This window comes from Microbulbifer maximicatervae (SeqCode) (assembly GCF_056231245.1).
In genome coordinates this window covers 2,982,013-2,999,703 of record NZ_CP174334.1, presented here as the reverse complement: position 1 = coordinate 2,999,703, position 17,691 = coordinate 2,982,013, and the positions used below count along the sequence as shown (strand labels likewise).

Genomic DNA, 17,691 nt, shown 5'->3' with positions numbered 1-17,691 from the left:
TGGCGGTGAGAGGGAGTTTATGGAGTGTAGCGGAAGCGCATCAGCTTGTAGGGTGGCTTGGCATTACCAAGGCCAGAACTGAAAGCAGGATGCTGGTGAAGCTGATCCTGGGTGATATATACCCAGCCATTGCTAATAGCGAGGCTGTCAGGCCAAGAGAGTTGTTTGTCCTGTAGCAGGATTTGGTAATTGCCCTGGGTGGTCAGTCCAATGGCGTTATTCTGCAGGTCGGTAACCAGCACGCCACCTTCCGGTGCCATTGCAATGCCATCACTGGGGTTTTTGGGGCCAAACTCTTCAATTTGTGCGGTTAGTTTACTCTCGGAAATATCGGCGTCCGCCAACTGCGCAGCAGGAAGGCGGAAGATTTTATCGCCGCTGAGGCTGCCAAAGTAGAGCCATTCAGACTTGTCGTCCAGGGCAATGGGATTGAGACCAAAGTGCAGGCTTTTATTCGTATCACCTTCAGTTTTAGCCGCTAGCAAAACTCCACCGATGATGAGATCCTGCTTTGGCGGCATAAATTCATTAGCGCTTTCCAGTACACGCCGAGAGCGTCCGGTTTTCAGGTCGACGACAATAATTGCCGGTTTGGTCGCGCCGTTAAAATTACCGAAGGACATATCGGCGATGTAGATTTTTTGGCGCTTTTCATCCAGGGCAAAATCCTGCGGAAATGAATTTTCTACTAATGCTGACTTGGAAATTTCAATCTGTTGGTGCAGTTTATTATTGACGCTGTCCCAGGCGACAAGTTGGACGGGTGTATTTTCAGCGCCCATATCCAAGATCCAGACGATGCCTTTGCTGTCAGAGTGAATGCCAATTACTGATCCAAAGCCCACTTCACCCTGTTCAGGCCCATCCGCCCAATCTCGATTGGGAAAGGGTTGCTTGGAGCCGTTGGCCATTACCTCGAGTACTTTTAGTTTTGGCGCATCCAGTGGGTGCATGCTGACCAGTACCCGGCCATTGGGGGTGATAGTGACACCGGCAGCGCGGGATTCGCTGAATTCAGTGACTGTTTGCAGGGACTCCGCTTCAGCTGCGTGAGTGACACTGGTGGCTAAGCTGCCAACACCTGCAAGAGCCAGAGCGGCAAATAGTATTTTTGGGGACTTCATTGCGACTTCCTTAAATTTTACTGTGTCTCAGTTTTTGGCTTGTTTGCGCAGCGCATCTTCCAAGGCGCTGAGCTTTTTGTTGCCGATATAAAGCTGGGACAGGGCAGCCAGGGCGGCGCTGCCAATTTTCTGTTTGGCATCTTTGCGCACGATGAGCGTTGCTTCATCTTGAGTGCCGAGAAGCCCTTTGGGCTCTTTTAGTGCGCGGATGGTGTAGCGGTTGTGGAGAAATTGCGGGTGCCACGAGGGAATCACTACCCAGCGCTCCTGCGCTACGGCGTCTTCAAAACGGTTGAAGCAGTCTGCTTCTGTTCCCGGTCGGAATTCGTAACCTGCCTTATCAAGACCATAGGCATGAATCATTTCAGTGGAAAAGCGGCTAATACCGGCACCGGGATTAATTCCCTGGATCAGGCGATCCATACGGGTGAGAGCAGGTTCGCTGAGTAGGTCATCAACACTGGCAATTGCTTTTTCGGGCACATAATCCGGCACACCCCAGATACAGTAGGGCTCATACAGCACGGTCACTTTTTCGACCTGGTCCAGCAGGGGATTCAGGTAGACCTCGTGGCTGGAGGGCAGCCAGGCCGAAGTTAAAAGGTCGATTTCCCCGTTTTTTAACAGCTCGAAGGCCGCCTCATGGGGGGCGGACTTGAAGCTGGTTTGGTGGCCGTGAGCCTCAAGAACCTTGGCGACTTCCCGGGCGCTGGCCTCGTGGAAAGAGAGCGCAATGTGTCCGATGCGAATACTGTTATCCATACCGAAACTCCCTGGTGTAAGTTTGTGACTGTGCAGTAGTGGCTGCGATAGGGGTATTGTGGTTGCTTTGATTTACCGGATAAACTGCAATTAATAGAAGTTAATATTCGATATTTCCGATCAATGCTGATAGATAATCTCAAGTTGTTCCTGCAAATTGTTGATAAAGGTAGTCTGGTCGCCGCAGCGCGGGACTCGGGCCTATCTTCCAGCAGGGTTTCCGAGCGCCTTGCGGCATTGGAGTCGCACTTCGGTGTGGTGTTATTGAATCGAACAACCCGGGCAATTAGCCTGACAGAGGAAGGGCGTACCCTGATTGAGGGTGCTAAACAGATTCTGGGTGAAGTGGATGACCTTGAAAGCCGTATTCGATTAGGAGCACAGACCCTGTCCGGTGGTATTCGCGTAAGTGCCCCCTGCGACTTGGGGCGTGCGATTGTGGCCCCGGAAATTGACCGCTTCTTACTGGATCACCCGACTATTTCTATTGAATTGCTGTTATCGGATGGTTATGTGGACATTGTCGGTCAGGGTATTGATATTGCCTTGCGTTTCGGCGCAATCACCGACAGTTCACTTCGGGTCAGGACCTTGAGCCAAAAGCAGCGCATCCTCTGCGCTTCTCCCAGATATTTACAAGAGCGAGGTACTCCACAAAAGCCCGGGGACCTGAAGGGTCACAACTGTCTGGTAATGCGTTTCGGTGAAAATCTGGATAACCACTGGCGCTTTCTCGGCGGCTGCGATGGATCGGGAAGTGAGCAAACTGTGGTGGTGCGCGGTGACCGGGTGACCAATGACGGGGAACTGGCTCGTCAGTGGTGCCTGAAGGGAAGTGGCATTATTTTAAAATCGGAACTGGATGTAGGGCCGGATATTCAGGCGGGCAGGCTGGTTCGCCTGTTAGAAAAGTACACTCCACCGCCAGTACCACTTCAAATGTTGTTCCCCCCAAGCCGGGCCCAGCCGCGCCGGGTGACGGTATTTGCAGACCGATTGGCCATGAAGTTTATGTCCAATTCTGCGAGGATTTAATCGCCCCTCTCAAGTTGATTGTTATCTTTATTTATTTTGAATTCAGGCCGTAAAGCTATGGCATTTTTTTATTCTTCTATAATTAGGCTTGTGACTTTCTAGTTCATTTATATCAGTGCCGGTATTAAGTTTTTTAGTGGTGGAGGCAGTTGATGATACTAGACATCATGTATGCGGTAATTATTCTGTATGTGTTGATTTGCCTGGTGCTGTATTTTAAAGACAAGTCCTACTTCTACAAAAATGCGGCCATTATACAATCTCCACCCGAAGCCTTGTTTGATTATGTGGTAGACCTGCGAAATTGGGAAAGCAAATATCCGAACACTTTATTTGCGGAATACAATCTGGGGGGCGATAAGTCCACTTTAGGTAGCGTGGCGATCGAAAAATATTGGGGGATTACTGGCTACCACGTAATGAAACATCAATTAATAAATTATGAGCGGCCCAATAAAATTTCCTGGGAGGGGAAGACGATTTACGGTGGTGCGCTGGTTCTATTATTTTTACCAATTACTAAACACATCACGGGCCATTTCAGTTACACCATTACCGAAATGAAGGGTGGGGCAAGTCACTGGGAGAGACAGTGTTATTTCAAAATGCACTCTGCGAACCCAATTTATCAGCTAGTGTACTTGCTTTATATGCCGCTGTTCAGGCTTGAGCTGTTAAAGGCGTTGCGGCTATACCAGGCGGAAGTGAAAGAAATGATGGAGAAGATTTACACGGATTAATTGTATTTTTTGATGCTGCAAAATAAAAAAAGGCCGCATGGGAGTACGGCCATCAAGGGACTTATTTGCGAGATAGGAGAGTGTAAAACTCGTTAATTAAAAATCGTATCTGATTGACGCAGAGAAAGTACGCCCCGGCGCCGCATTGACAGAAAGATCGCTATCTTCATCCCAGCCTGCAACATTCAGGTAGGGAACGTAGTATTTATCCATCAGGTTGTTAATCGCCAAGTTCACAGACATGGAGTCCATTAACTGATAACCCAGGGTCCAGTCTACAGTGCCATAACCGGCAGTTTCAGTAGCGCCGTCGTTCACTTTTTCCATACGGTCTGCCCAGCGAACCAGTACCTGGCTGGAGAGTTTGGCTCCGCTGTAGCTTGCACCGACCACGCCAGAAAGTGGGCTGATGCTGGTAAGGTATTCACCGGTGGTGTCGTTTTCGCCGCGCTGGTAGCTGGCATTTGCAAACAACTCGATTGTTGGAGATAGGTACCAGCTGGCGCTCGCCTCTATACCTTTGATGGTGACAGATTCGATGTTCTGGTACTGGTACTGTTCAAATACATGGGAGAAACTGCCGTCATCACCATTTACAAATTCTTGGTGAATTAAAGTGGTTTCCAGGAAATCATCGTATTCGGTATAAAACGCTGCAGTACTGAAAGCTACCGGGCCCAGGTGCCCGCGCAGGCCGAGTTCGAAGGTGTCACTGGTTTCTGGTGACAGATCGTCGGCGGGCAGAACCTCGTAGATGTAACTGGAGGTCGGCTGCAGGTAGTGCTCGATATAGGCTAAATCGTAGGCCGGCACTTTAAAGCCCTGTCCGTATTGGGCAAAGGCGGACAGTTTCGGATTGATTCGGTACAGCGCGCCCAGGTTGAAGGAAACATTGCTTTCTTCAATGGTGGCAAATGGAGTGTCATCAGACTTCAATGCACCGTTGGGGTCCATTTCGTACCAGTCGTAGCGCAGGCCCGGGGTAACGGTCAGCTGGCCATTGGCGAATGACATTTCGTCATTGATAAACAGGCCGGCGCGAGCCACTTCATTTTCTGGGAATTTCTCGGTGGTGGAGTCCAGGGTGGAGCTACCTGCAACTTCACGGTATTGGTGAACGGTACGCTCGCTCTCAGTTTGCTCCAGGTCCAGACCGTAACCCAGGGTGTGGGTCTCATTCAGGGTTTTGCTGGCGTTGGACAGCAGGCCGATAGTGTCCTGGCGGTAGAGGCCGGTTTCCCACATATCGCGGATTTCGATCACACCGAACATGGGGGCGTTGATGTCCAGTTGGCCGTATTGCTCGTCTTCCTGTTCAGACTTGTTGTTGTACAAGCTGATATTTACCTGATCGTAAATCGCAGTTGGGGTCTCGCTGTGGTAGCGGAGTTGGTATGCAGTGGTCTCTTTGTCGGAAACAGATTGTTCAGCGACGATGTTGTAGCCGTAGTCGGCCAGTCCGCGGAAGTAATACAGCAGGCCATCGGCACTGTCACCGACAGTTTCCTGGTTCCAGTGGTCGATGCTGAAGCTGATGAAGTCTTCGCCACCCAGGTTGTATTTACCTTTGTACAGGATGCTCTTCGATTCAATCTCGAAGGGGTCCTGGGTTTCGTCGTAGTTCTGTTGTTCTTCACCATCGCGGAAGGTGGTGTGCAGCAGTTGCTCAAAATTGCCGGTGCGCAGGGCAAGGGTAGGGGAAACATTGTGCTGGCTGGTGATGCCGTTGTAGCCTGTCTTGATAGATCCGCCAAACTGCTCGCCATCTTCCAGGTAGTCGGAAGCATCTTTGGTGGTGAATACTACGATACCGGCAAGGGCGTCTGAACCGTACAGGGAGGAGGCTGCGCCTTTGGCAACTTCAACCTGCTTTAGGGTGTCCACTTCAATAAAGCCGCGACCAATAATGTCGTTTTGGCCATTGGCGCCATAACCCTCGTTCACCCGCATACCGTCTTTGATAATCAGTACACGGTCACCGCCCATGCCGCGCACCAGAATATTCTGCGCGCCGCCAGCCTCACCGGTTACTTCAACACCGGGCTCGTATTGGAACAACTGGTTCATGTCATTGAGCTGAAGCTGCTCAATTTCTTCATTGGTCACCACGGAAACGCTGCCCGCAACGTCTTTCAGGGGTTTTTCTGCGCGCCCGCTGACGACGATCAGCTCGAGTTCATTACTGGACGGAGAGGTCGGGGTCTCTGCGTACAGGTTTGAGGCGGAGGCTAAGCCCAAAATGGCCGCTGCTAGTGGGCGACGTTTCATGGTGAATTCCTTGATGTCGTTGATTCGGTCTGCTCGTAAGGGTCTCTGTGGTGCCCTTTCGCTTGGTCTTGTCGACCAGTTCGGAGCGAGATTATATGGATACTTATAAAAATGTAAAGCTAAATGCGAATCAATATCAATTAGATTAAATTTGACCTTAAAAGTTTCTTTGGGTACTTTCCGCTCAAATTTGTGAACGGCATCAATAGCGGGGCTTGGGAGGATTACAGTGAATATTCAATCAGTTGAGACCTTAATGGCGGATGTGGCCGACCTGTTTATGGCCCCAGTATTACTGGCGATCCTGGTACTTTTTATCTACTCGCTTTATGCCGCAGGGCGCTTTATTTCACTGTGGATGCTTCGCCGCAAAAATGCCGGAGCCTATCGGTTGGCATTGAAGCAAGGTCGGGTTGAGCGCCTGCCGGGCTACCAAGTACACAACTTTTACGTGAACAACCCTTTGGCATGTGACGACGAATTGGAAGTTTTTGCGTTGAGAAAACTGGAACTGTTGCGCATGGCTACCCGGATCGCGCCCATGTTGGGTTTGATTGCCACCATGATTCCCATGGGGCCGGCACTTCGCGCCCTGGCCGATGGCAATATCCAGGGAATCAGTGAAAACCTGATTATTGCTTTCGCCGCTGTGATCTGGGGCTTGGTGATCTCCACGATTACCTTCTGGCCTGCCTCAGTGAAAAAACGCTGGTTCGCCTCTGAGCTGATCAATATCCGCAAGCTGAAGGAGGCCGACTGATGCGCTTCCTCGACGAAGATGAAGAACTGAATCCTATTCTGAGCGCGGTGAACCTGATCGATGTGTTTCTGGTCATTATCGCCGCGCTGCTGATTGCCATTGCGCAAAATCCGTTGAACGTTTTTTCCAATGAAAAGGTCACGGTGATTAAAAATGCCGGCGAACCCAATATGGAAGTGATCGTCAAGGACGGTAAGGAAATCAAACAATACAAATCCACCGGGGAAATTGGCTCAGGGGAGGGCACCCGTGCGGGAGTGGCTTACCAGATGGCCGATGGCAGCCTGGTTTATGTACCGGAAGGGGAAGGTAAAGATGCTCCCGCCGGTGAAAAAGCTTCGGGGGGGAATTAGTGGTGCGTAATAAACTATGGACACGTTTTGTGTGTCTGTTGATGAGCTTGGCTTTTGCAACCTTTGCCCAGGCCAGCGATAAACCCAAAGTACTCTTGATGATGTCGAGCCACACGGCCAAGGCAAAAGGTACATTGCTGACTGATCTCTCTGCAGACCAACCCTTTGAGCTGGAGATCTTTAACAGCAAAGGTAAGAGCGATGAGGAAATCGATCTAGCTTGGTCTTCCGCTGAACTGATAATGCTGGATGGCATCAATCCAGCGCTTTCTGCCTTTATGTTTGGCAAGTTCCAGCCAATGCTGGCCAAGCATCCGCAAGTTCCGGTGATTTCCCTGGGGGATGCAGATAATAAGTCCATGAACCAGGGGTTGGCAGAGTCCGAGCATCGGGCGATAGCCGCTTATTTTAATAATGCGGGCCGCAATAACTACCGGCATATGATGCAGTTTTTGTCGGCAGAGGTATTTGACCTTTCCAGTGGCTCAGTACCGGCACCGATAATCGTACCCAAGGTGGGTTTTTATCATCCCCGCCTGGAGCAGCTTGTCACCGACAAAGAGGAATTTTTCTTTGACTGGTTAAAGCCCGCTGAGCAGCAGCCAGTGATTGCCGTGGCTATCCATCGCTCCGTGGTGGATTACGAGCAGCAGCAGGTTGTCGACACCCTGTTGAATGGTCTTGAGGCTAAAGGTGCCAAGGCTTTCGCCTTCTTCTTTGAAGGCGAAGACTTGCCGCTTTCCTATCCAGACTTATTGCAAACCGAAAGCGGCAATACCCGTGTTGATTTGATGATTAATTACCGCTCCCTGCACTATGTCAGCAAGCGCCGCGCTGAATTTGAGAAGTTGGGAGTGCCGGTTATTCACGCGCTCAATTACACCGAGGGCAGTGAAGAAGAATATTTTGCTGATAATAGCGGTGTATCTCCATCCCTGACTCCATTCTTCCTGGTAATGCCTGAAGATACTGGCAGCATCGATCCGGTGATTATCGCTGCTAATAAAGACGGCAATAAAGTAGTGCTGGATGTACAGATGCAGGCCTTGATAGAGCGCGCCTGGAATCACGCCTCCCTCGCTTATCAAAGCAACACCAATAAAAAGGTGGCAACGTTTATTTGGAACTACCCGCCCGGGGAAAAAAATATCGGTGCGGCTTTCCTGGATGTACCCAGCTCGATTGAATCGATTGCCCAGGCAATGCGCGAAAGAGGTTATGAGGTACATATCAGGGATTCAAAAACCCTTATCGATTGGGCCGGGCAGTTGTTGCGCCCCTATTATCGTCGCGAAGACAGCGTAGCCTTGATCGATAAAGGGTTGGCTGATTGGATGCCGCTGTCCACCTATCAAGCCTGGTTTGACCAACTGCCTACAACTGTGCGGGACCCTATAGTAGAGCGTTGGGGTAAGCCGGAAGACAATGCCATGTTGGCCGAACATAACGGCGAGCCTGCATTTGTTATTCCCCGGATGACCCTCGGCAATTTGATTGTGTTGCCGCAAGGCGTTCGCGCGGACAATGCCAAGGATCACTCTTCCCTCTACCACGATATGAAAACCCCGGTGAACCACGCCTACCTGGCGGTTTACCTCTATGCGCGGGAAACCTTTGGTGCCGATGCCTATATTCATCTGGGAACCCATGGCTCCCAGGAGTGGCTCAGTGGCAAAGAGCGGGGTCTGTCGGTTTACGATGCACCCAGCTTGGCCCTGGGAAATATCCCGGTGTTCTACCCCTATATTATCGATAATGTGGGAGAGGCCATGCAGGCCAAGCGCCGTGGCCGTGCCACCATGATCAGCCACTTAACCCCAGGCTTTGCGAAAGCGGGCTTGTATGCGGAAGTGGCTGAGTTGTCCGAGTTAATTGGCAATTACCTGGTATTGTCTGAGGGGCAGACCCGGGCCAATACACAAGAGCGTATTATCGGTCTGGCCGAAGAGCTCAATATGCTCAAGGATCTGGAAATCAGTGCTGAAGCCTTAAGTGCGGATTTTGATGGCCAACTGAGCCGCTTACAGGATCATTTGGGTCAATTGGCAGAGATGAGCCAGCCGCTGGGCATCCATCGTTTTGGTCAGCTGCCCAAAACCGAACACCTTACCAGCACCATGCTGCAAATGTTGGGTGAAGGGTTTATCACCGCAGCGGATGAATTTGAGGCGGAGCACGGGTTGCGTTTGCCGGAAGAGCAAACCCGGGACGAGCGCAATGTTGTGGCTTTGGAAGCGCAGGCGGGGTTCCAGTTACTGGATACCTTCCTGGAGGGCGGTGAGCTGGAGCAGGTTCCTGAGCCGTTGCAGGCCCAGTTGGATCAGGCTCGGGAATACTCCGATAACTTTGCCAAAATTGCCGAGCTGGAAAACCTGATGTCGGCACTCGATGGTAACTACATTCCTGTAAGCCATGGGGGTGACCCGATTCGCAACCCACAGGCGGTGCCCACCGGCCGTAACCTGATTGGCTTTAACCCGGCTAAGGTGCCGTCGAAGGAAGCCTATGAAGCTGGTGTACAGCTGATGGACCAGACCATTGCTGACTACCATGCAAAGCACGGCCGCTTCCCGGACAAGTTGGCATTCTCCCTGTGGTCCCTTGAAACCATGCGCCACCAGGGTGCCCTGGAAGCCCAGATCCTGCACGCCCTGGGCCTAAAACCAAAGTGGAACCAGCAGGGCAATGTTACCGGTACAGAAGTTATTCCCTATTCGGAATTAAAGCGCCCGCGTATTGATGTCGTAATCTCTGCGACAGGCCTTTATCGGGATGCTTTCCCCAACGTGATGCTGTGGTTGGCAGAAGCCATTGATAAAGTGGCGCAGATGAAAGAAGACAATAACTTTGTCTACCGCCACAGCCAGGCATTGCAACAGCAGCTGCTGGAAGGCGGCAACAGTGAAGAGGATGCTCGCTATTTGTCATCGGTGCGTATCTTCTCCAATGAAAGCGGCAACTATGGAACGGGCCTTGCCGCCGCCAGCCTGGCCTCTGACAGTTGGGAGGGAGATGACAAGCTCGCTGACCTCTATATGCGCCGTATGGGCTTTGCCTATGGCAAAGATGAATCCCGCTGGAGCGAGGATCAGCGCAGTGTTGAGCTGTACGGTAAGGTGTTGTCTGGCACTGATGGGGTGATTTTCTCCCGCTCCACCAACCTCTACGCCATGATGACCAATGATGATCCCTTCCAATACTTTGGCGGTATCGGTCTGGCGGTTCGCAATCTGGATGGCGCAACGCCGGAAATGTATGTGTCCAATTTGCGTCGCAAAGATAACGTAAAAGCGCAAACCCTTGCGGAGTTCGTCAACCAGGAAATGCGCAGCCGTTACTTCCACCCCCGCTGGATTGAGGCGATGCAGTATTCCGGCTACGCAGGCGCTACCGCTATCCTGGATCGCGTCAACAATATGTGGGGCTGGGAAGTAATGACCCCGGAAACCATTCGCGACGACCAATGGCAGGAAATGTTTGAAGTCTACGTGGATGACAAATATGAAATGGACATGCGCGAATTCTTCGAAGAGCACAATGCCGAGGCCCTGGCCCAGATGTTGGAGCGAATGCTGGAAGCGGTGCGCAAGGGATATTGGGATGCGAAGCCTGAAACCCTGGAGAAAATGGTAGAGACCTACACCGAGCTGGCAAATCAGTTTGATGTGGCTACCGACAATGACAAGTTCAAGGAATTCGTCAATCAGCAGGCACTAGGGTTCGGCCTTGCGGCCCTGGCCAATGCCCAGGTATTGGATAACCCTCAGGTTAGCAGCGCCAATGCTGCGCAACAGGTCAGTGGCCAGAAGCTGGAGCAGGTTGCAGAGCCGACTCCCAGTGATAAGCCGGAAAAGCTGATATGGCTACTGTTGATGGCTATAGTGTTGGCTGGCTTTGTCAGCGGTTTCTTTGATCATAAGTGGGTGCGAACCAAGCCCGCTTAATGCCCTTCTTTAACGGCACCCGATCTGCTTAAGGCCGGGTGCCGTTAACCCCCCTCTGTTTTACCCCTTTCGTGTAAATAATCTTAAAGCTGCCTCGGCTACTGGGTTAAGAATTGTTGACCCCGGCAACTATTACTCTCTTACTGTGTTAGCTTTCTATATAGAAGGTGAAAAGTGCATTTTGATTACTTTGTAAATCATTAAGCTTGCAGCTTGTCAGATTAATAGGGCTACAGCTTGGTGAGCTTCTGACTAAAGCTGTCTCTTGAAAGGAGGTTGGAACGATGGGAAAACGATATCAGGCGGCCTTCCTGGGCCTTATATCGATTACGGCAAATGCCTGGTCTCTGGAAAACCCTTACTCGAGCAATGGGGCGGTGGCTGGGGGTTCTGCCAAAGTAGAAACGGAGAACCTGTTTTCCTGTGCTTCCGGTCGCTCCCGGTTGTCGCCAATGGGGGTGAAGCAGGTAGAGGGCAAAGCCTTTACCGTTCCGGCTGAAGTGAATTACAGCAAGCGGTACTTTGCTGGGGATCTCTATAACCAGTGCTCTGGGGTCACTCCATCCTCATTGGATGATATTGATCTTACAAAGGTACCGGTGGTCGATATCGACAAAGAAGGTGAGGTGGTTACCGGTTATATCTTTGCCGACAATTATTTTGAGCTATATATCAATGGCAAGTTAGTTGCTGTTGATCCGGTTCCATTTACGCCGTTTAACTCCAGTGTGGTTAAGTTCAGGGTGAAGAGACCCTACGATATCGCTGTAAAAGCGGTTGACTGGGAGGAGAACTTAGGGGAAGGCACAGAGAGTAACAGAGGTGTCCGCACCCATGCCGGTGACGGTGGCTTTATTGCAAGCTTTTCAGATGGTACCAAGACGAATTCAAAGTGGCATGCACAAACTTTTTATACAGCACCTATTTATGATTTGGGGTGCTTGAAAGAGCGGGGAGAAGAGCGAACCTCCTCGGACTGTGCTGAGAGGCCCCCAAAACCAGGTGCACAAGTCTATTCTCTGCACTGGGATATTCCGAAAAATTGGAAAGTCGACGATCGCTATCTTTCTTGGCCTTATGCGACAGAGTGCTCGGAGCAGCAGATAGGTGTGGACAATAAAAACGCGTATATGAATTTTCGGGAACAGTTTTATGGCAGTGGAGCTAAATTTATCTGGTCAAAAAACATAGTCCTGGATAATTTGGTGTTGTTGCGCTATCGAGTTGAGTAACAGTGTCGTCATTGGCCAATTAATTGCTGTGCGTTGAAGTCACTGCGCACAGCTTTATCTCTACCCAGCCAAGAATAAATAGATTGTCTGAATTGCCTGCCTAGTTACGATTTTCCAGTTTGTCCTTATATTCACTTTTTCTCACAGAAAATTCCATTCCAAAATGGAATAGAAATTTGAGCTTCAACTTTTTTCTTCTATTGCCTTTCGTACACTGAAATTATTAATTCTGCTTAAAAATCTACCAAATTTGTTTCTTGTGAAACTTATTTTTTGGTTTTTTGTAGGTGACTCCTGATCGTATTTGGGGGAATCTCGCCACTGGTATTTGACTTGAACTAATTTGGTGTAAAAAGGGTTTTCGTGAAATATGTCTGCTTTAATTCCGACGTTCCCCACAGTTTTGAAAAATAATTTAGATTCTGTTCAATTTTTATGAAAATTATGTGAAAAATTTCCCAAAAAAAAGCTGCGTGATAATTAGGATCGATCGTCTCAACTAAATATCGAATGTTAAGAATCGTAAAGATGCCAACATGAGGTAGGGCTGGTTAAGCTGTCGATAGGACGTGCTTTGCCGTTGCACGTAGCATTATTTTGAGAGAAAAGCTTGTGAGAAAAATAATTCCTCTCGTCGCCATTGCAGTGGCAGCAGGGTATTTCGTTTGGGCCAAAAGCCAATCTGAAGGTCAAAAACCAGTCGCTGAGCTAGAAAAGCCCAAGCCAGCTATCAGTAAATCTGCTCAAAAAGCAGAGCCGCTTAAACCTGAGGAGGTTCAGGTGGGTGAAGAGGAGCTCCTCGAAAGTGATGAAGAAAAAGCACTTTGGGTTGAGTCAGAGCTGGCCAGGGAAGCTCTTCATGAAAATGGTCGCCTACCCGTAGATCTCAATGGTGAAACCTATCTCGAGCTGGATATTGATATGCTCCGGAATCTCACTGTTGGTGATTACGTCGACATTGACTTGCCAGGTATTGAAGGTGATTACGATGCTCAGGTTGGCAGTATCGAAGAGCATGCCAGCGGCAACAAAAGCCTACAATTAAATTTTCCGGGGATGACTCGCCTGCATGGCGCAACTTTTACGCTCGGAGCAAATTCTGTTTATGCACAACTAAACTTACCTTCCGGATCATATACTATGGAAGCTCAGGGTAGTTATGCGTGGATAGCGCCTAATGGTGCATTAATTAAAAACCACGTAGAGAAACACGATAAGGATATGTCCTCGGAAGCACCTCGTGAAAAGACCTGGTCGGATGACGATGTTCCGCTAAACGACTTCAAATAAGAAGAAATTGATTCAAGGTAATTATGCTTTGAGTTAATAGTCAGGCAAAGGAAGGCCCAAGAAAATCCTGCAGATACCGGGGGCTCGTCTCCTCAGGCGGTTAAAAGGCTAGGGATAGCTTTTTGATCGAGTCAGGGTATTAAAAGCGTATTGTTACTCCTTTGGGCAGCAATTTTATTTAATTGCTGGGGGAGGAGTGTGCACTACTTATTATAATAAAAGGAGTCTTATAATGAACCTGAAGAAAAGCCTGGCTGCTGCTATTGCAGCACTGACCGTTTCTGGCGCTGCGAGTGCCGATACTGTCGATATCGCTATTATGTACACTGCACCAGCTGCGGAGTATACCGGTGATATCTCAGCCAAAATCGATAACTATATCAGCTATGCCAACAATTCCTTTTCAAGGAATGGTGTTGATATCCAGTTGAACCTGGTAGACACCTGGCAAGCTTCCAGTTCAGATTTTCGTGTAAACGAAGAGACCCTGGACCTGATTACCTTCCACAACACTGTGAATAACTGGCGATCCTCTGAAAAGGCGGATATGGTGGTTTTCCTGGGTAAAGCTGAAGAAACCGTAATCGACGGCAATACTTACATTACCTGTGGTATTGCCTGGGTTGGACAGGGTAGCAATGGCACCATGTACTCCAGCGCAAAAGAGCGTGCTTACAGCGTAACTGGCGTTGACTGTGGTTATAACACCTTCGTTCACGAGCTGGGCCACAATATGGGTCTGGTTCACTCAACCAAGCAGGGTGATACCTCTGGTGGCGTTTACTCTTACGGTATGGGTCACGGTGTAGACAACAAGTTCTCTACCATCATGGCTTACCCTTGGAGATACGGCGAAAACGTTACCCAGTACGATTGGTTCTCTGATCCTGACTGGTACGAGTGTGGTGGCTTGGCCTGTGGTGAGCGCTCAAACGGCGTAGACGTTTCAAACGCTTACCGTGCTCTCGGTCCTATCACTGATGATCTCTCTGGTTACTACTAATCGGCACTAATTTGCTGAAAGTAATTGTAGAGATTACTGGCTTATAGCCAAGGGAAATCGGGAGGTGCTCTCCCGATTTTCCATCTGAAAAGAACGGTTAATTAATTAACCAAAAAACCGAATACTGAGTGGGTAGCGCCAGAATAGGCCTTCATTGGCCCGGATTGCACCAATCACAATAAATATAACATTGATTATTGCTAATGCAATCAGCCCCAAAATACCGATAACAAAAAATATCATTATGACGGAAATTATAGAATAGATAAGCAGGCTTAACATCCAGTTAAATATCATCTTGCCGTGTTTATCGATTTCTTGAGAGCGGTCCCTTGTTGTTGCCCACATAATAATGGGTAAAACAAAACCAGCACCAGGAATTACGATCCAAGCCAATTGACTTAGATGAAGCAGCATTATGAAGGTATTTAGTTCCATATCCCAAGGGCGATAATCTTCCATTTAGCGACTTTCCTTTTGATCCAATGTCCTGTGTAAGCTGACTTACCTAGCTGGCTCTTCCGGTTGACAGATAAAAACCCCAGTCATCTCTCCCTTGCGCAATAGCAGCTCGGGCAGCTTTATCTGTGTCATAACTTACCTTAAAAAATTCTGCGCTCCAGGCTCCATTTTTGCTTCTCTCTATCAGGGCGTAACTCGCATGGGGGCTAAAGGTTTCCATAATATGGGGTTGCGGTTCACTGTCAGTATAAGCAGGTAGCCCAGCGCTGCCTGGATTTAAGACCAGCTGGCCACTACTGACAGAGATACAGCGTGGTTGATGTGTATGCCCACATAGAATGACTTTTGAGGGAATCTTTCCAAGGAGGTTGAGGATTTCATGGTTGGAACGTATCTGGGGGCGGCCGCTGCTGGTATCTTCTAGCAGATATATGAGGTCACTACTGGGTGTTCCATGGCAAAGAAAGACTTCATCGGTGATTTGTAAGCTGGGTGGTAACTGCTTCATCCATAATAGTGGTTCAACACCAAGGTCTTTCAGAATAAATTGCAGGGTTGGGTTGCTTTCTATTTCGGTAGGTGTGGCTTCATATATTTGCCGGTCCTGATTACCGCGAATAGTCGTGTAACCTTGCTCCATTAAGCGTTCATAGGTGAGTCGTGGCGCAATAGGGCCATATAAAATATCACCCAGGTTCACCGTTAGATCGGCGCCTCTCTTTTTTAGATCAGCAACAATGGCATCGAGGGCATAAATATTGCTATGGATGTCAGACAGGACCGCTATTCGCATTGAGCTCTCCGCTGGACTGCTGAAAGTACTTTGACTGCCGCTATATTTTCACAGAAAGCTTCCTGTCGTCCATAAAACTATAAAAAATCAGCGGTCAAAAGCCAGGCGAGAGGCCAAGCCGAGGAAAATAACTCCAAGAAAACCATCCAGGTGCCGCTGAATATTGGCCTGTGTAGCAAGAGATTTTCCCAGCTTGCTAAACGATAGAGATACCAGGGTGTTAAAAGCCAGCGCTGTAATGCTTAAGAGTACGCCCAATACAAGGATTTGGGTCGTGATTGCTTGGGATGGCACGGTAAATTGAGGCAGGAAAAGGCTAAAGAAAAGTAGGGCTTTGGGGTTCATTAGGTTGTTGAGTAAGCCCCGGGCGATCAGCTGTGTTGCCGACAGAACCACGGTATCTGGTTGGTTATTTTTTGTCACTTTATTTGAACGCCAATTGCGAAGGAGTGACAATCCAAGCCAAGCTAAATATACGGCGCCTACCAGTTTTACTACCAGTGCTACCAGAGGCATCGTCTGCATAATATGTCCGAGTCCGAGAGCAACTAGCGCCGTTTGCACCATCCCGGCAGTAAAAATGCCCAATGAGATCATTGCTCCTGCAGTAAATCCGCGAGCCGAAGAGTAAGCAGATATTAACAGTAGGTCAGGACCAGGGGAGGCCGCTAGAACAATCGCTGCGATCAAGAAGGCGGGTAAAATACTGAGGTCGATCATATGAGGGGTGCCCTGAAATTGCGATTTTATCACAGCAGGTGAGCTTACTTCTATGATGGCCGTGCCTTGCTTTTTCCCTGGCTTCTACAATAGAAGTGAGTTCTACGACAGGGTGCAATGGTACCAGTGAGCCATATAGACCGGGTGTTAGTGGTTGGTGCGGGTCCAACGGGGTTGGCGGCAGCTTGTGCTTTGTCTTTCTATGGAATCAAATGCCGAATAGTTGAACGCCGTAGCAAGCCCAGTGAACTCTCTCGGGCAGTCGGTATTTTTCCCTGCACCATCAGGCGCCTTCTTAAGGTTGGTGTTTCAGATAATTTGGTCTCTGAGGCGATGCGACTCTGCAAAGTTCAATATCTTCAAGCGGGTAGGCCGCTGTTATTTTTGGACAACCGGGGCGATGCATATAAAGAGTATGTGGGCTTTGGGTTACCGCAAAATCGCACTGAGGAGATCTTGAAGGACGCTCTGCTCACGCAGGGTGTTGTAGTTGAATACGGTATTGCCGCTACTGAGGTGGGCTCTAGTGAGCACAGAGTGGAAGTCACCCTGTCTGACGGCAGTGTCGAATGCTTTGACTGGTTAATTGCTGCTGACGGAGTTCATTCAACAATTCGTGAAAAGCTGGGCATTCCCTTTCCGGGTATAGATTTGCCACAACCCTGGGGGGTTGCTGATGTGGACACAGAGGAGAAGTGTGACCCTGACTTGATTAGTGTAGATATTCAGAAGCCCGGCAATCAATTTACGATTGTTTTGCCCATGGGGAAGCAGCGATTAAGAGTAGTTGCTACCCAGCCAGATGCATTAGCAGCCTTACATCAACCGTTAAACATCAGTAATATCCGCCGTTCCGGTAGTTTTCAAATTTCCATTCGCCAGGCGAAAAGTTATCGCTCCCAGCGCGTACTTTTAGTGGGAGATGCCGCTCACTGCCATTCTCCGGTAGGTGGTAAAGGTATGAACCTGGGTATTGCCGATGCGATAGCTGCGGTTGATGCCATTATAAACGGCACAGTAGATAGTTATTCTGATGAGAGGCATAAAATAGGCGCGGCGACTATCCGGAAGACAGAAATTATTAGACGAATTATTAGTTCAAATGCCTGGGTGAATATAGAGTTGGTTCGTATTCTGGCAAAGCTTATTGTAACTTTCCCTGTAGTGCGACATGCCTATATCCAAAACCTGACAAAGCTCTAAGA

15 protein-coding genes are annotated in these 17,691 nt (G+C 49.2%); 9 read left to right on the top strand and 6 right to left on the bottom strand.

Annotated features, from left to right (window positions below):
* Positions 1-17: 17 nt before the first annotated feature.
* A complete protein-coding gene (locus tag ACJJIS_RS12915; protein ID WP_475708291.1) occupies positions 18-1,124 on the bottom strand; it encodes an L-dopachrome tautomerase-related protein in 1,107 nt (368 codons plus the stop codon).
* Positions 1,125-1,151: 27 nt separating this feature from the next.
* Positions 1,152-1,886, bottom strand: a complete 735-nt coding sequence (locus tag ACJJIS_RS12910; protein WP_475708290.1) for a glycine betaine ABC transporter substrate-binding protein — start codon at positions 1,884-1,886, stop codon at positions 1,152-1,154.
* A gap of 123 nt (positions 1,887-2,009) precedes the next feature.
* On the opposite strand from ACJJIS_RS12910, the gene ACJJIS_RS12905 reads away from it, so the two are divergent.
* A complete protein-coding gene (locus tag ACJJIS_RS12905) occupies positions 2,010-2,921 on the top strand; it encodes a LysR family transcriptional regulator (protein WP_475708289.1) in 912 nt (303 codons plus the stop codon).
* 152 nt (positions 2,922-3,073) lie between these two features.
* A complete protein-coding gene (locus ACJJIS_RS12900) occupies positions 3,074-3,661 on the top strand; it encodes an SRPBCC family protein (protein ID WP_475708288.1) in 588 nt (195 codons plus the stop codon).
* A gap of 96 nt (positions 3,662-3,757) precedes the next feature.
* Here the strand turns inward: ACJJIS_RS12900 and ACJJIS_RS12895 are convergent, their stop codons facing one another.
* Positions 3,758-5,929 (bottom strand): TonB-dependent hemoglobin/transferrin/lactoferrin family receptor, encoded by a 2,172-nt coding sequence (locus ACJJIS_RS12895; RefSeq protein ID WP_475708287.1) that lies wholly within the window; start codon positions 5,927-5,929, stop codon positions 3,758-3,760.
* Positions 5,930-6,158: 229 nt separating this feature from the next.
* On the opposite strand from ACJJIS_RS12895, the gene ACJJIS_RS12890 reads away from it, so the two are divergent.
* The 6 genes from ACJJIS_RS12890 to ACJJIS_RS12865 all read left to right on the top strand — a co-directional run bounded on the left by ACJJIS_RS12890 (position 6,159) and on the right by ACJJIS_RS12865 (position 14,511).
* Entirely contained in the window at positions 6,159-6,689 is a 531-nt protein-coding gene (locus ACJJIS_RS12890) for a MotA/TolQ/ExbB proton channel family protein (protein WP_108732764.1), read from the top strand.
* Positions 6,689-7,042, top strand: a complete 354-nt coding sequence (locus ACJJIS_RS12885) for a DUF2149 domain-containing protein (RefSeq protein ID WP_413665264.1) — start codon at positions 6,689-6,691, stop codon at positions 7,040-7,042. The genes ACJJIS_RS12890 and ACJJIS_RS12885 overlap by 1 nt, the downstream gene beginning before the upstream one ends.
* Positions 7,043-7,044: 2 nt before the next feature.
* Complete coding sequence (cobN, locus tag ACJJIS_RS12880) at positions 7,045-10,986, top strand: cobaltochelatase subunit CobN (protein WP_475708286.1); 3,942 nt, start codon at positions 7,045-7,047, stop codon at positions 10,984-10,986.
* Positions 10,987-11,270: 284 nt separating this feature from the next.
* The gene (locus tag ACJJIS_RS12875) at positions 11,271-12,218 is read left to right on the top strand and encodes a hypothetical protein (protein WP_475708285.1); all 948 of its coding nucleotides are present in this window, start codon (positions 11,271-11,273) and stop codon (positions 12,216-12,218) included.
* Between the two features lie 612 nt (positions 12,219-12,830).
* Positions 12,831-13,508 carry a protease inhibitor BamI-like protein gene (locus ACJJIS_RS12870; RefSeq protein ID WP_444905682.1) on the top strand — a complete coding sequence of 226 codons (678 nt, stop codon included), beginning with the start codon at positions 12,831-12,833 and terminating at the stop codon, positions 13,506-13,508.
* 232 nt (positions 13,509-13,740) lie between these two features.
* Entirely contained in the window at positions 13,741-14,511 is a 771-nt protein-coding gene (locus ACJJIS_RS12865; RefSeq protein ID WP_444905681.1) for a zinc-dependent metalloprotease family protein, read from the top strand.
* 105 nt (positions 14,512-14,616) lie between these two features.
* Here ACJJIS_RS12865 and ACJJIS_RS12860 read toward each other — a convergent pair whose 3' ends face one another.
* The 3 genes from ACJJIS_RS12860 to ACJJIS_RS12850 form a co-directional block, all read right to left on the bottom strand.
* Positions 14,617-14,973: a DUF4870 domain-containing protein gene (locus ACJJIS_RS12860; protein WP_444905680.1), complete on the bottom strand. Its 357-nt coding sequence runs from the start codon at positions 14,971-14,973 to the stop codon at positions 14,617-14,619.
* Positions 14,974-15,019: 46 nt separating this feature from the next.
* Entirely contained in the window at positions 15,020-15,766 is a 747-nt protein-coding gene (locus ACJJIS_RS12855) for a metallophosphoesterase family protein (RefSeq protein WP_445356129.1), read from the bottom strand.
* A gap of 87 nt (positions 15,767-15,853) precedes the next feature.
* Positions 15,854-16,486 (bottom strand): LysE family translocator, encoded by a 633-nt coding sequence (locus ACJJIS_RS12850; RefSeq protein WP_444916912.1) that lies wholly within the window; start codon positions 16,484-16,486, stop codon positions 15,854-15,856.
* A gap of 126 nt (positions 16,487-16,612) precedes the next feature.
* Between ACJJIS_RS12850 and ACJJIS_RS12845 the strand changes: the two genes are divergently transcribed.
* Positions 16,613-17,689, top strand: coding sequence for an FAD-dependent oxidoreductase (locus tag ACJJIS_RS12845; RefSeq protein ID WP_444905677.1), 1,077 nt, complete (start codon positions 16,613-16,615; stop codon positions 17,687-17,689).
* Positions 17,690-17,691 lie beyond the last annotated feature (2 nt).

Bases quoted from the DNA above. Each gene is read 5' to 3' on its own strand.
- ACJJIS_RS12915 (WP_475708291.1), bottom strand. From the start codon at position 1,124: ATGAAGTCCCCAAAAATACTATTTGCCGCTCTGGCTCTTGCAGGTGTT.
- ACJJIS_RS12910 (WP_475708290.1), bottom strand. From the start codon at position 1,886: ATGGATAACAGTATTCGCATCGGACACATTGCGCTCTCTTTCCACGAG.
- ACJJIS_RS12905 (WP_475708289.1), top strand. From the start codon at position 2,010: ATGCTGATAGATAATCTCAAGTTGTTCCTGCAAATTGTTGATAAAGGT.
- ACJJIS_RS12900 (WP_475708288.1), top strand. From the start codon at position 3,074: ATGATACTAGACATCATGTATGCGGTAATTATTCTGTATGTGTTGATT.
- ACJJIS_RS12895 (WP_475708287.1), bottom strand. From the start codon at position 5,929: ATGAAACGTCGCCCACTAGCAGCGGCCATTTTGGGCTTAGCCTCCGCC.
- ACJJIS_RS12885 (WP_413665264.1), top strand. From the start codon at position 6,689: ATGCGCTTCCTCGACGAAGATGAAGAACTGAATCCTATTCTGAGCGCG.
- ACJJIS_RS12875 (WP_475708285.1), top strand. From the start codon at position 11,271: ATGGGAAAACGATATCAGGCGGCCTTCCTGGGCCTTATATCGATTACG.
- ACJJIS_RS12865 (WP_444905681.1), top strand. From the start codon at position 13,741: ATGAACCTGAAGAAAAGCCTGGCTGCTGCTATTGCAGCACTGACCGTT.
- ACJJIS_RS12860 (WP_444905680.1), bottom strand. From the start codon at position 14,973: ATGGAAGATTATCGCCCTTGGGATATGGAACTAAATACCTTCATAATG.
- ACJJIS_RS12855 (WP_445356129.1), bottom strand. From the start codon at position 15,766: ATGCGAATAGCGGTCCTGTCTGACATCCATAGCAATATTTATGCCCTC.
- ACJJIS_RS12850 (WP_444916912.1), bottom strand. From the start codon at position 16,486: ATGATCGACCTCAGTATTTTACCCGCCTTCTTGATCGCAGCGATTGTT.